Genomic DNA, 12,120 nt, shown 5'->3' with positions numbered 1-12,120 from the left:
CTGCTTACCCCCGCAAATTACCCCCGTTTTACGAGCACACCCAACAACAGCGCCCAAGACACGAAAACAGGGCGGTTCAACCCCACGAGCAGGCTAGACCACCATTAAGACGGAGCCCGGCTCGATGCCTATGTATAGGGACAACAATGAGTTCGGTGACCTCAGAGAAGGGAAGGCAAGATCAGCAGCATTGCGATGCTCCACGTCAGGTGGAGTGCGATGGGGGAGTACAGCCTGCCGGTGCGCACTGCCTCGGTGTAGGCGAGCGCACCGAGGACCACTGCCGCGAACACAAGCAACGGCACACCCATCACGACGGTGACCAACCCGTAGGCGACCGTCGACCACACACCAGCTTGCAGCACCGTTTGTCCAATGCTTTGTAGCTGGCGGGGGACGACGTCGCGGAAGATGAGCTCCTCGCCGACGCCGTTGACCACGAGGACGAGCAGCGTCAGCGCGTAACCGCCTTTGTTAGGAGTATCCAGGATCTCTGCGACAGGGCCGGCAAGTGCTGGGATGCGGGTGACGATCAGGGCACCCAAGAAAAAGACAACCGCAAGTGCGGTGCCTAATCCGATGCCACGTACGACGTCGCGGAGTTTGCCGGGGCCAGCGAATGCGCCTTTGTCGCCCCACACCCACCAGGCGGCTAGGTACACGACGGCGGTAAAAGCGGTGGCCCAGTAGAAACCTGCGGTGCCGTCGCCAGCCTGGCGCGCGAGGAAGAGCCCGAGCGCACCAAAAGCGCAGGGCAGAAGAAACAACCATTGCCTGGCCACGAGAGAAACTCCGTCCAAATAATCTGGCGATGTGAATGACAGATTACCGGGCAGTTTCTCAGGGCAGATAGTTGTTAATTGACAGAGAAGATGATCATCTCCGTGTCGTCTGGCTTACCGCGGTACCGGCCGTCATCGCCAGGGAAGTTGTTGTCCAAGGCAGTTAAGTATCGGCCGTCCTCAAGCTGAACAATCGTTTCGACGCTCAGTAGCGCAAACATGAAAGGGTCGCCGACACCGTATGCCCGTGCATCGGAAACCATGCCGATCTTATTGGGGTTGGCTATGTTGAGAAGGTCTGCCATAAGCGCCTTTTCCACTGTTTTCCCTGGCTCGATACCCTTGAAATTCGCAACCTCGAATACCTTCTTCAGCTTCGCATCGGAGCCGAGGAAGTCGTCGCGCTCAAGCACGAGCAAACGGCCATCCTTGGTTAGGAAAGCGTCGCCGATGAGCGCGTCATCGCCTTCAGCAAGGTAGGTCCAAGTCTTGCCGGTGTATTTGCCTGTCGTTGTGTCGAACTGAGAAATGACGCGTTCACGCTTGTCGGCCGCCTTGTCGAGGTACCCCTCGAAAATCGGGTAAAGATAGCGTCCGTCCCATGCCATGGCTTCAAAGCCTTTGGAATTGCGCAGGTTTGGTCGCTCATTATCGCCAAGTGTTGGGTTCGATGGGCTCTTCACACCTGGGTATGCGTAGGGCTCTTCGAGCAAGGTGCCGTTCTTGTCCACATGGAGGATGTAGGGGCCGAACTCCTCGCCGATCCAGAAAGATCCGTCGGCGGCCTGGACGAATGACTCGGGGTCAAAGTCTGCGCCGGTAAGTAGACGATCCTCGGTGTCGTTGTTGACGATCTTCCACGGAATCTTTCCGTCGGGGTCTTTTAATGAGATGTAGTCAAGTACATCAACACCACCGGTGGTTTGTGGATTCTTCGCTGTTTCCGCCGTTTCCCAATTGGGCTTGACCGTGTAGATCCTCAGGAGGAAATCGGAAGAATTCGATTTCGAACCGAAGCCGTTATCTGGCAAGCCATAAAACGTGCCGTCGCCAATCTCGATCATTCCAGAAAAGCCGGGGATGACCTGCCCTTTAAAAGGGTGGGTTTGCCCGTTACCGTCGAAAGCATCCTTGCCTGAATTCGGGCCGGGAGCCTGGTATAACGCCGAGAGCTTCGCACGGCCCTCGAGAGTTGGGCCAGTGACCTCGGGAGCCGTGGTGGACGCCGTTGGATCTACGTCGCTGTTGCTGGAACCAGAATGCTCGGATCCGTTGCCGGCAGCCGCGCCAATTGCTCCGCCGACAAGACCACCGACGACGAAAACGCCTGCTACTGCTGCGATGAGCTGCTCAAGGTTGATGTCTTTGATCAGTTGGTTTAAAGGGGGTGGAAGTTGAATGTTCATGTGTCACTACCTCGAAAATCGCCAGGAACTGAGCGAGAAACTCAGGCGAAACTTACATTTCGCACAGCGAGTGTATGGCGGGCAGTGCACTTTCGCTCGGTGAGATTTTCCGGCCGGTTTCAGCATTGAGGCGCCGGGGAAGTACCATATTTCTCGGCGCCCCTATAGCCCAATTGGCAGAGGCAGCGGACTTAAAATCCGCCCAGTGTCGGTTCGAGCCCGACTGGGGGCACAATTACTTGCCCGGTAACCGGGCTACATGGCGGTATAGCAGCCGTTGACGAGGTGTCGTCGGAAAACAAGAAGCTCACTCGCGCAGCAAGCTACGCAGCCTCGCCGATTCGGGATGCGGCAGCCGTGACCAGCGCGACTCTCAACGATGAATCCAGTGATGGGAACGGGCCAGCGCGTTCAGTACAGTCGGGGCCATGACTGATCGCATGAATGTTGAATCCTTCAACCTCGACCACACCAAGGTTGACGCACCGTTTATTCGCCTGGCGGACCGAAAGGAACTTCCCCAGGGTGACACGCTGGTGAAGTGGGACATCCGCTTCAAGCAGCCGAACGTCGAGCACCTTGAGATGCCGGCAGTGCACTCCCTGGAGCACATGTTTGCCGAGCACGCCCGCAACCATGCAGACAACGTGATCGACTTCGGCCCGATGGGCTGCCAGACCGGTTTCTACCTGATGCTCTCCGGCGACGTCGCCGAGGCTGAGGTCGCTGATCTGGTGGAAAAGACGCTCACCGACATCACCAATGCCACCGAGGTGCCGGCTGCGAACGAGAAGCAGTGCGGCTGGGGCGCAAGCCACGACCTCGAGGCCGCTAAGCGCGAAGCGCAGGCGTTTCTGGACAAGCGTGACGGGTGGGGCAACGTCTTTAAGTAAGCGTCCTACGTTGTCGGGTCGATGACCTGGAACGTCAACGGCACGGTAGTCAACGCATAAGTGCCCGGCGCAGTGTCGAATACAGCGAGCAATTCATTCGCTACATCGGCACGGCCCGGCACGACAATGTGATCCTCGGCCAACTCGAGATCGATTGCCTTCGGGTCGAACATGAGCCACGTGTCGTTGCGGATGAGGGCATATGACTTGCCAAACAGCAATCGGTAGCGCGCCGCCCGAAGGAGTGCGGCGGCGGCACGTTCGTCGAGATCCACACGGCCAGCGACATCGACATCTAAATACTTGGCGGTGTTTGCGCCGATAGAGGAGCCGTCGGTGTGCGAGGCGTCGTCGAGAAGCACACGCACCTGCGGATCGCTTGACAGCGGGGCACGTGCAGGATCCGTCAACCCAAGCGGCACATGCTCGCCGAGCACGCCCGCGAACTTCACCGGATCCCACCGCAACATCCGCTCCAGATCATCTCCGACCAACCCCGCGGCGTAGGTGAACTGCACTCGCCCGGTCGGTCCCTCCGCACAGCCGAGGAGTGGATCCGCGACGAACACAAACCCCGCGAGCGAGGCAGAAGCCGACGATAAATAATGCCCAGGCTCAATCTCGACTCCGCTGCGGACCACGTTGCGAGCCATGCGTGCCAGCTGCTGCGCCGGCCACTCAGGAGGGAACACCTCATCGTCCATCGGGATGCGGAGCGTGAGCTCGGTCTGTGTGCCCGCAACGCGTTGCGACGACTCCACCTGGGACAACCCGAACGTGCAGTACAAGACGTGGGGGAGGGGGTCGTCGACAAGAAATGCGAGCACATCTACCTCTGCGTAAGAAAAGGTGTAGGACTGCGCGCCACCAGTTGCTGCAGCGAGCCGTTCCAACACAAGATCGCCGCCCGTGCTCGGGCCGCGACGCCAACGATCGAACACACCCATGTGTCCAAATTCTACGCCTCGGGAACCTTTTTGAAGGTGCAAGCGTTACAACCTGTGAATAGTGGTCGCAACAAGACTCGAAAGGAATGTTGGACGACGTGAGAAGTACCAACCCGGTTCTGAAGAACCTGACCAATGAAGAACACACCGCTGGCTACGGCTACGCGCCCGAAATCCAGCAGGACCGCCCGCTGACGGTCGATGACATTGTCTCCAAGACCGGCATCACCATCGCCGTTATCATCCTGTTTGCCGCGATTAACTTCGGCATTTACCTGTCCGGAAACGCTGGCGTGGGGATGATCCTAACGCTTGTCGGCGGTATCGGCGCGTTCGTGGTCACCCTGGTCCACGCGTTCTCGCGCACCTTCGGCTCCCGCACGGTGACGCTTCTGTACGCAGCCTTTGAAGGCCTGTTCCTAGGCGGATTCTCTCTGCTGATCTCCGGCTGGTTCTCCGTCGGCGGGGCTGACGCTGGCCAGATGATTTTCCAGGCCATCCTGGGCACCCTCGGCGTGTTCATTGGCATGCTCGTGGTTTACCGCACCGGCGCCATCCGCGTCACGCCGCGACTGAACCGCCTGATCACCGGCGCCATCTTCGGCGTTGTCATCATGGCGCTGGGCAACCTGCTGCTCGCTCTTTTCACCGGCCAGAACCCACTGCGTGATGGCGGCACCATGTCCATCATCTTCGGCGTCGTATGCGTGGTCCTCGCAGCTATTTCCTTCCTGCAGGACTTCGACCTGGCCGACAGGCTCGTGCGCACCAGCGCACCGTCGAACGCCGCGTGGGGCGTCGCACTGGGCCTCGCTGTGACGCTCGTGTGGCTCTACACCGAGATCCTGCGTCTGCTGTCCTACTTCGCCAACGACCGCTAGACGGCGCTAAGCAACGCTAAACGGCGGTACCAAACGCCGCCGACAATAAAGCGGCCCTGTTCCGATTGGAACAGGGCCGCTACTCTTTGCGCCGATGAGAGGCGATTAGAGGCGATTAGAGACGATCCGGGTTCACGGTCGCACCATCAACCGAGATGGTGGTGAACAGCAGATCGTTGTTCACAACCTGCGGAGCGCCAAGGACAACCTTGACGCCTTCCTCGCGGTTATTCGGATCCAGGACAACACGGGTTGCGGTGCCCTCAGCCAGGTCGGCGGTCCAGGTATCCCAGACGATGTCCTGCAGGAAATCGTTCTGGCTCTTGCAGTCGACCGTCAGCTGGGTCGGGCGCAGCAGGCCGGTCTCGCCACAGTTGTTGAAGGTTGGCAGCTCGTCCGCGGCGGCCTCGAGGGTCTCCGTCGCGGTCGCCTCGCTGGCCTCGACAACATTGGTCGCGGCGGTGGCGGAAGCACCAGCACCCTTGAGGGAGCCAGCGTCTTGGCTCGTCGCGGTGTCGATCTTCTTGTCAGACGGGTTCTCGTTCGGCGGGGTGCAGCCGGCGAGGGCGAGAGCAGCGATGGCAGCTACGCCAACCAGAGCTTTGCGGGAAGAGGTTGCAATCACAGGATGATCCTTCGCTATCGAAAAAGAACGGGTAAAACTACTTTGCACGAGGCGTTGAAGCTTTAACTGAATCATACGGCTCAGCCTTGACGATCGTGACCGAAATCTCGCGACCATTCGGAGCCGTGTAGGTACGGGTCTCGCCCTCAGCGGCACCAACGACGGCAGCGCCCAGCGGGGACTGCTCGGAGTAGGTCTCCAAATCAGCGTTGTCGGTCGACGCAGCGCGGGTACCGATGAGGAACGTCTCGCGATCCTCCTTGTCGCCGTTGTAGTAGACGTGAACGACGGAACCGATGTGAGCGACACCTTCGACAATGCCGGTGCGCTCGGTGGTGGAGTTGGAGAGGATCTCAGAGATCTGCTTAATGCGAGCCTCTTCCTGATCCTGCTGCTCACGAGCTGCGTCGTAACCAGCGTTTTCCTTCAGGTCGCCTTCCTCGCGGCGCTCGTTGATCTCCGCGGCAATCACCGGACGGTTATCGATCAGCTGCTGGAGTTCGGCCTCCAGCTTGGCCTTCATTTCCGGGGTAATGTACTGCTGCTGGGGTTCAGCCATAGGGGTAACACCCTTCCCTCATACGTAAAACGAGCCCGCAGGCTGCGGGCGAAACTGTGCAGATATACCGCAAAAGATTAGCACATGGTAGTGCGTGGCCCGTGTGCTAGCGGGCGTCGTAAAATTTGCTCTCCGGGTCCATGTAGAACGGCAGATTTTCGGAACAGCCGTAGATGCGGCCGGAAACAAGCGGTTCACGCAGCGGCAGGTCCACCGGGATGCGCTGGTGCTTCTCCCCGCCGGCGGGGAGGATGACCTCGCGGCGCCCCACCTCAGCGTGGGAGTAATCCACCGCAGTGACGATGCAATAGGACGGTACCGACGGGTCCTTGCGGGTCACGTCGATCCAAAGGCGTCCGGTTGAGTCGTCGATATGTTCCTGCGAAATAAATTCAGCGGTGACGGGACGGTCCATCCTGTCGATGATCGTTCGGGCGCCGAAGAAGATGAACGCGATGGCGATGAGCACAGCGGCGACTGCGACCACTTTGCCGCTCACGCCGTCGCTCTTGCCGGAGCTATAGCGTTGCGACGGACGGCGCACTGGAGTGGACACGGATGCAACCTCGCAATAACAAGGGGGATAGGGACTTAACTGGGATGGTACTAAGATGTTCCGAAGTTCTAACAACACCCCTACAAAAGTTGGAGAGTACGAGTGGCTGGTCTGCGTCTGATGGCGATCCACGCTCACCCGGACGATGAGTCCTCGAAGGGTGCGGCGACCATGGCGAAATACGCTGCCGAAGGGAACCGTGTGAAGGTGGTGACCTGTACCGACGGACGACGTGGGGACATTTTGAACCCTGCGATGGACCGCCCTGGGGTGCTCGAAAACATGACGGCCGTGCGCCACGAGGAGATGGCGCGTGCCGTCGAGGCGCTTGGTGTGGAACACGTTTGGCTGGGCTACGAAGACTCCGGCTTGCCTGAGGGGGACCCGCTGCCGCCGCTGCCGGAGGGGTCGTTTGCGGTCCAGGACCCGGAAGAGGTTGCGGTGAAGATCGTGGAGGAGATCCGCGAGTTCAAACCGCACGTCATCATTACCTACGACGAAAACGGTGGCTACCCGCACCCGGACCATCTCATGGTTCACGCGATTTCGATGATTGCGTGGGAGAAGGCGGGTGACGCCTCGTTTGCGCCAGAAGCCGGCGAGCCGTGGACACCGCTGAAGCTCTACTACACGCATGGTTTTATCCTCCAGCGCATGAAGCTGCTGCAAGAGGCGTTGTTCGAACGCGGTGAGAAGAGCCCCTACGAGCTCATGATCAAGCGCTGGGAGGAAGCCGAGGGGGATGTGTTTGACCGCGTGACCACCCAAGTGGAGTGCGCCGACTACTTTGGACAACGTGAGCAGGCGCTGACTGCTCACGCCACCCAGATCGATCCGGCAGGGGCGTTTTTGGCCAGCCCGGTGGCGGACCAGCAAAAGGTGTGGCCGACGGAAGAATTCGAGCTCGCACGTACCCGGGTGGAGACCACCTTGCCTGAAGATGACTTGTTTGCCGGTATCGATGCCGGTGCTGAGGAGGAGTAGTGTTCGCCAACTTCATCAACGCCGCCGCAACCGTTGATCTGGTCCTGGCGCAGTCGCCGGGGGAGACCCCGGCTGGTCCGGACTTTGGCAAGGCGTCGCCGATTGGGCTGCTGCTGCTTGTCTGCCTCGCGGTCGTTGTCTTGTCGATTGGGTATGCGTTTCACCGGCGTTTCTCCCGGTTCCGTCGTCGTCAAGCATTTGCTGAGGCGCATGGCATTGATCCTTTCGACGAGAAAGCTATCGACGAGGCCATGGCGAAGGCCGGCGTTGCCGACCAGCGTAAGAAGCGCTCCTTTTAAGCCCCGCTAGAATCAACGTTGTGTCTGTCCTCTCCAAACTGCGCTACCCGCTGTACCAGCTGTACGAAGCACGACTTAAGCGTGAGCTGCGTGGAAAGAAACGCCCGAAGCACATCGCCGTGATGGCTGACGGGAACCGTCGCTGGGCTCGCGAGTCGGGGTTTAAGGACATTTCCCACGGCCACAGGGTCGGCGGCGCGAAGATTGGCGATTTGGTTCGCTGGTCTGCGGAAATGGATGTCGATGTTCTCACGATTTACCTGCTTTCCACCGAGAACCTTCAGCGCACCTCGGAGGAGGTGGAGCTGCTCTTCGACATCATCTCCGAAGTCATCGAGGACCTCGCCACCGAGGATTACACCTGCCGCGTGCGCTTGGTCGGCCAACTGGACCTGCTGCCGGACGATGTGGCAGCACGCATGCGAGAAAGCGCCGCTACCACTACCGAGAAAGCCGGGCTGACCGTGAATATTGCGGTGGGCTATGGCGGGCGCCAGGAGATCGTGGACGCGGTGCGTGCGCTTATCGACGACACCGCAGCTGCCGGCGCAACCCCCGCCGAAATCAAAGAGGCGGTGACGGTCGACTCGATTGGTGAGCACCTCTACACCAAGGGCCAGCCCGACCCAGATCTGGTGATCCGCACCTCCGGTGAGCAGCGTCTTTCCGGATTCCTGCTGTGGCAGGCCGCGTACTCCGAAATCTGGTTCACGGATACGTACTGGCCAGCGTTTCGTAAGATCGACTTCCTGCGAGCACTGCGCGACTATTCGCAGCGCTCCCGCCGCTTTGGCAAGTAAAACCTGGCGAATTACAGCTTGCGCATGCGGACGCGCTGAACGGTGTGGTCGTAATCCTTGCGCAGCACAAGCGATGCGCGCACCCGCGTGGGCAGAATGTTTTCCACCAGGTTTGGCAGGTTGATGGACTGCCAGATTTCGCGTGCGGCGTAGGTCGCCTGCGCGTCGTCAAGACCTGCGTAGTGAGCAAAGTGTGCGCCGGGCTCCTGGAATGCGGTATCGCGCAGTTTGAGGAAGCGCTCGATGTACCAGTGCTCGATGTCGGAGGTCTTGGCGTCGACATAGATGGAGAAGTCGAACAGGTCCGACACCATCAGCGTTGGGCCGGTCTGCAATACGTTGAGGCCCTCCAGAATCAAGATGTCTGGCTGGCGTACCTCGATGTACTCGTCCGGGAGAATGTCGTAGGCCTCGTGGGAGTAGATCGGAGCCTTGACCAGGGGCTGACCGGACTTCACCTCGGTGACAAATCGCATGAGGTTGCGGCGGTCGTAAGACTCAGGGAAGCCCTTACGGGCCATCAAGCCGCGCTCCTTGAGCACTGCGGAGGGGTGCAGGAACCCGTCAGTGGTGATCAGGTCGACGCGGGGGTGGGAGTCCCAGCGCTGAAGTAGCACCTGCAGCACACGCGCGGTGGTTGATTTGCCTACTGCGACCGAGCCTGCAAGCCCGATGATGAACGGCACATGCCCCGGATCGCCGCCGATGAACGTTTCGGTGGCTTTGGTCAGTTTCTGGCGCGCTCGTACCTGCAGGTGGATCAGGCGCGACAGCGGTAGGTAAATGTCTTCGACCTCTTGCAGATCGAGGCTCTCACCGATGCCTGCGAGTTTGGTGAGCTCATCTTCGGTGAGCACCTGTGGCATGGTGGCACGACGTTTGCGCCAGTCCTCGCGGTGAAAATCGAGGTAAGGCGAAGAATCGACACGTGGCATGGCCCTATTGTTTCACCTTGGATCCTGTGCATGGAATTCGACATAACACCCGGGTTGCTTACATATACTTCGAAGCGGTAACTACGACCGAACGAGAAAGGACCCGGTGGACGTGTCTGAAGATTTCCGTTACCAGGATCTGGCTACTTTTGACCCCGAAGTTCACGCCGCGATTGTCGACGAGCTAGCGCGCCAGCGCAACACCCTCGAAATGATTGCGTCTGAAAACTTCGTTCCGCGCGCCGTACTTGAGGCACAGGGTTCTGTGCTGACCAACAAGTACGCCGAGGGCTACCCGGGCAAGCGCTACTACGGTGGCTGCGAGCACGTGGACGTTGTGGAGACCCTGGCACAGGAGCGTGCCAAGGAAGTCTTCGGTGCAAAGTTTGCAAACGTGCAGCCACACTCCGGTGCGCAGGCGAACGCCGCTGTGCTGATGGCGTTGGCGGAGCCGGGTGACACCATCCTGGGCCTGAACCTGGCTCACGGCGGCCACCTGACCCACGGCATGAAGATCAACTTCTCCGGCCGTCTCTACAACGTGGCAGCGTACGAGGTAGAGAAGGACACCCACCTCATCGATATGGCCAAGCTGCGTGAGCAGGCTCGCGAGGTCAAGCCGAAGGTGATCATCGCCGGCTGGTCCGCCTACCCGCGCCACGAGGACTTCGCTGAGTTCCGCTCGATCGCGGACGAGGTCGGCGCCTACCTGTGGGTTGACATGGCCCACTTCGCCGGCCTGGTTGCGGCTGGCCTGCACCCGTCGCCGGTCCCGCATGCGCACGTGGTGTCCTCCACGGTGCATAAGACGCTGGGTGGCCCACGTTCCGGCTTCATCCTGACCAACGATGAGGAGCTGAACAAGAAGATCAACTCCGCCGTCTTCCCTGGTCAGCAGGGTGGCCCGCTCATGCACGTCATCGCTGCGAAGGCGACCGCGTTCAAGATCGCGGGCATGGAGGAGTTCAAGGACCGTCAGCAGCGCACCATCGACGGTGCGAAGATCCTGGCCGAGCGCCTTACCAGCGAGGATGCGAAGGCTGCCGGCATCGATGTTGTCTCCGGCGGCACCGACGTCCACCTCGTGCTGGTGGACCTGCGTAACTCGCCGATGGATGGCCAGCAGGCCGAGGACCTCCTGCACGCCGCAGGCATCACGGTCAACCGCAATGCGGTGCCGTTCGACCCGCGCCCGCCAAAGGTCACCTCTGGCCTGCGTATCGGCACGTCGGCGCTTGCTACCCGTGGCTTCGGCGAGGAGGACTTCCGCGAGGTGTCCGACATCATCGCCGAGACCCTGATCCAGGGCGAGAAGGCTGATATCCCGGCGCTGCGCGCCCGCGTTGAGGCCCTGGCGGAGAAGTACCCGCTGTACCCGGGCCTTGAAGACTGGAAGATGCTCTAGTCGTTCTGGCCGTCGGCGGCGCTTGCGGTGTCGACATTGTGCCCGCGCTGCTCTGCGAGAGCGGCGCGGGCTTTTTGTAGCCAGTCCGGTTGGTCGTCGAGAAGCGCGCGGATTTGCTCCGTGGTCATCGACTGCTCAACGCCGGCTGCTTTCAGCGCGGTCACCGAGATGCCGAGCTTGCGTGCGACCTCGGTACGGGGGTGCGGGCCGTTGAGGCGCAGTTCTTGCAGCCAGGCGGGCGGGTTTTCCTGCAGTTCGCGCAGTTCGGCGTGGGTGATGGCGCCGTCCTGGAACTCCTGTGGAGTGGCGGGAAGGTAGATACCGAGTTTTTTCGCCGCGGTCATCGGCTTCATTGCGGTGCCGGATGGGGTCTGTTCACTCATGCCCAAAACGGTAGCATTACCTGCCATGCTCACCATCGCGTTCGTCACCGGTACTGAACCCGGCAAATGGTTCCGCCGCTATGCCCAAATGTCGGGCGAGGACCCTGCGACATTGCCGTCGGATGATCCGTTTCCCCTCGTCGGCAAGGATGCGGACGCGGCGCTGGTCAGGCTTCCGGACGAGCGGGTCACGGACGAATACCACGTGGTCCGGCTCTACGAGGAGGCCTGGGGCGTGGCAGTGCCAAAGGACTCCGTTTATGCGGAGGTGGGGGAGGTTGATCGCGGGGATCTTGCGGAAGAGATTGTGAATTTCGAGTACGCAGAGCAGACGCTTATCGACGATCTGCGTACCGCCCTTTCCGTTGTCGCCGCAAACGTCGGCATCGCCTACGGGCCGTTGCCGTTGCTGAAGACGCTTGCGAAGAAGCAGATTAAGGCGCTGCCGATCGGCCCGGGGGAAGGCGTTAATACCACGACGGTTGCGCTCGTGTGGCGGAAATCGGACGATTGTGACGCTGTCCAGGACTTTGTTGGTATTACGAAGGGGAGAACTCCCAGGTCGTCGCGCAACACATCACACCCCCGATCGGGTGGGAAGAAGACTCGACGTTCGCGCGGTGCCCATAATGGGCGACGCACCTAAATCAACATGAAAGGTATGA

General features: G+C 60.3%; 15 protein-coding genes and 1 tRNA gene. 8 read left to right on the top strand and 8 right to left on the bottom strand.

From position 1 onward, the window contains the following. Positions 1-161: 161 nt before the first annotated feature. Positions 162-782, bottom strand: coding sequence for a CPBP family intramembrane glutamic endopeptidase (locus HMPREF2617_RS04220; RefSeq protein WP_070452551.1), 621 nt, complete (start codon positions 780-782; stop codon positions 162-164). A gap of 74 nt (positions 783-856) precedes the next feature. Further along, positions 857-2,188, bottom strand: a complete 1,332-nt coding sequence (locus HMPREF2617_RS04215; RefSeq protein ID WP_070569128.1) for an esterase-like activity of phytase family protein — start codon at positions 2,186-2,188, stop codon at positions 857-859. A gap of 158 nt (positions 2,189-2,346) precedes the next feature. Here HMPREF2617_RS04215 and HMPREF2617_RS04210 point away from each other — a divergent pair. Continuing rightward, a tRNA-Leu gene (locus HMPREF2617_RS04210) sits at positions 2,347-2,420 on the top strand. Positions 2,421-2,616: 196 nt separating this feature from the next. After that, entirely contained in the window at positions 2,617-3,081 is a 465-nt protein-coding gene (locus HMPREF2617_RS04205) for an S-ribosylhomocysteine lyase (protein WP_070421693.1), read from the top strand. A gap of 5 nt (positions 3,082-3,086) precedes the next feature. On the opposite strand, the gene HMPREF2617_RS04200 is transcribed toward HMPREF2617_RS04205, so the two are convergent. Then, positions 3,087-4,028 carry a suppressor of fused domain protein gene (locus HMPREF2617_RS04200; RefSeq protein WP_070771290.1) on the bottom strand — a complete coding sequence of 314 codons (942 nt, stop codon included), beginning with the start codon at positions 4,026-4,028 and terminating at the stop codon, positions 3,087-3,089. Between the two features lie 98 nt (positions 4,029-4,126). On the opposite strand from HMPREF2617_RS04200, the gene HMPREF2617_RS04195 reads away from it, so the two are divergent. After that, entirely contained in the window at positions 4,127-4,909 is a 783-nt protein-coding gene (locus HMPREF2617_RS04195; protein WP_070421698.1) for a Bax inhibitor-1/YccA family protein, read from the top strand. 115 nt (positions 4,910-5,024) lie between these two features. Here HMPREF2617_RS04195 and HMPREF2617_RS04190 read toward each other — a convergent pair whose 3' ends face one another. The 3 genes from HMPREF2617_RS04190 to HMPREF2617_RS04180 all read right to left on the bottom strand — a co-directional run bounded on the left by HMPREF2617_RS04190 (position 5,025) and on the right by HMPREF2617_RS04180 (position 6,649). Beyond that, a complete protein-coding gene (locus tag HMPREF2617_RS04190; protein ID WP_070421691.1) occupies positions 5,025-5,534 on the bottom strand; it encodes a hypothetical protein in 510 nt (169 codons plus the stop codon). 37 nt (positions 5,535-5,571) lie between these two features. Next, a complete protein-coding gene (gene greA, locus HMPREF2617_RS04185; protein WP_070421690.1) occupies positions 5,572-6,093 on the bottom strand; it encodes a transcription elongation factor GreA in 522 nt (173 codons plus the stop codon). Positions 6,094-6,199: 106 nt separating this feature from the next. Then, positions 6,200-6,649, bottom strand: coding sequence for a DUF4307 domain-containing protein (locus HMPREF2617_RS04180; RefSeq protein ID WP_224212882.1), 450 nt, complete (start codon positions 6,647-6,649; stop codon positions 6,200-6,202). Positions 6,650-6,751: 102 nt separating this feature from the next. On the opposite strand from HMPREF2617_RS04180, the gene mca reads away from it, so the two are divergent. Genes mca through HMPREF2617_RS04165 form a run of 3 tightly spaced genes read left to right on the top strand, consistent with a single transcriptional unit; the run spans position 6,752 to position 8,732 of the window. Beyond that, positions 6,752-7,633: a mycothiol conjugate amidase Mca gene (mca, locus tag HMPREF2617_RS04175; RefSeq protein WP_070421688.1), complete on the top strand. Its 882-nt coding sequence runs from the start codon at positions 6,752-6,754 to the stop codon at positions 7,631-7,633. Continuing rightward, on the top strand, positions 7,633-7,932 hold the full coding sequence (locus tag HMPREF2617_RS04170; protein ID WP_070840100.1) for a hypothetical protein: 300 nt from the start codon (positions 7,633-7,635) through the stop codon (positions 7,930-7,932). Before mca ends, HMPREF2617_RS04170 begins: the two co-directional genes overlap by 1 nt. A gap of 20 nt (positions 7,933-7,952) precedes the next feature. After that, the gene (locus tag HMPREF2617_RS04165; RefSeq protein ID WP_070421686.1) at positions 7,953-8,732 is read left to right on the top strand and encodes an isoprenyl transferase; all 780 of its coding nucleotides are present in this window, start codon (positions 7,953-7,955) and stop codon (positions 8,730-8,732) included. Positions 8,733-8,743: 11 nt separating this feature from the next. Here the strand turns inward: HMPREF2617_RS04165 and coaA are convergent, their stop codons facing one another. After that, a complete protein-coding gene (gene coaA, locus HMPREF2617_RS04160; protein ID WP_070421685.1) occupies positions 8,744-9,667 on the bottom strand; it encodes a type I pantothenate kinase in 924 nt (307 codons plus the stop codon). A gap of 112 nt (positions 9,668-9,779) precedes the next feature. On the opposite strand from coaA, the gene glyA reads away from it, so the two are divergent. Beyond that, positions 9,780-11,072: a serine hydroxymethyltransferase gene (gene glyA, locus HMPREF2617_RS04155; RefSeq protein ID WP_070421697.1), complete on the top strand. Its 1,293-nt coding sequence runs from the start codon at positions 9,780-9,782 to the stop codon at positions 11,070-11,072. Here the strand turns inward: glyA and HMPREF2617_RS04150 are convergent. Continuing rightward, the gene (locus tag HMPREF2617_RS04150; protein ID WP_070421696.1) at positions 11,069-11,455 is read right to left on the bottom strand and encodes a DUF5997 family protein; all 387 of its coding nucleotides are present in this window, start codon (positions 11,453-11,455) and stop codon (positions 11,069-11,071) included. The genes glyA and HMPREF2617_RS04150 overlap by 4 nt on opposite strands. A 25-nt stretch (positions 11,456-11,480) precedes the next feature. Between HMPREF2617_RS04150 and HMPREF2617_RS04145 the strand changes: the two genes are divergently transcribed. Beyond that, complete coding sequence (locus tag HMPREF2617_RS04145; protein WP_070840098.1) at positions 11,481-12,101, top strand: LysR family transcriptional regulator substrate-binding protein; 621 nt, start codon at positions 11,481-11,483, stop codon at positions 12,099-12,101. The last annotated feature ends 19 nt before the right edge of the window (positions 12,102-12,120 follow it).

Source organism: Corynebacterium sp. HMSC070H05 (assembly GCF_001837615.1).
In the GTDB taxonomy this organism is placed as follows: Bacteria; Actinomycetota; Actinomycetes; order Mycobacteriales; family Mycobacteriaceae; genus Corynebacterium; species Corynebacterium coyleae.
Note: the sequence above shows the minus strand (reverse complement) of the source record. Positions and strands in the feature narration are given on the sequence as shown.

Bases quoted from the DNA above. Each gene is read 5' to 3' on its own strand.
- HMPREF2617_RS04215 (WP_070569128.1), bottom strand. From the start codon at position 2,188: ATGAACATTCAACTTCCACCCCCTTTAAACCAACTGATCAAAGACATC.
- HMPREF2617_RS04205 (WP_070421693.1), top strand. From the start codon at position 2,617: ATGACTGATCGCATGAATGTTGAATCCTTCAACCTCGACCACACCAAG.
- HMPREF2617_RS04200 (WP_070771290.1), bottom strand. From the start codon at position 4,028: ATGGGTGTGTTCGATCGTTGGCGTCGCGGCCCGAGCACGGGCGGCGAT.
- greA (WP_070421690.1), bottom strand. From the start codon at position 6,093: ATGGCTGAACCCCAGCAGCAGTACATTACCCCGGAAATGAAGGCCAAG.
- coaA (WP_070421685.1), bottom strand. From the start codon at position 9,667: ATGCCACGTGTCGATTCTTCGCCTTACCTCGATTTTCACCGCGAGGAC.
- HMPREF2617_RS04150 (WP_070421696.1), bottom strand. From the start codon at position 11,455: ATGAGTGAACAGACCCCATCCGGCACCGCAATGAAGCCGATGACCGCG.
- HMPREF2617_RS04145 (WP_070840098.1), top strand. From the start codon at position 11,481: ATGCTCACCATCGCGTTCGTCACCGGTACTGAACCCGGCAAATGGTTC.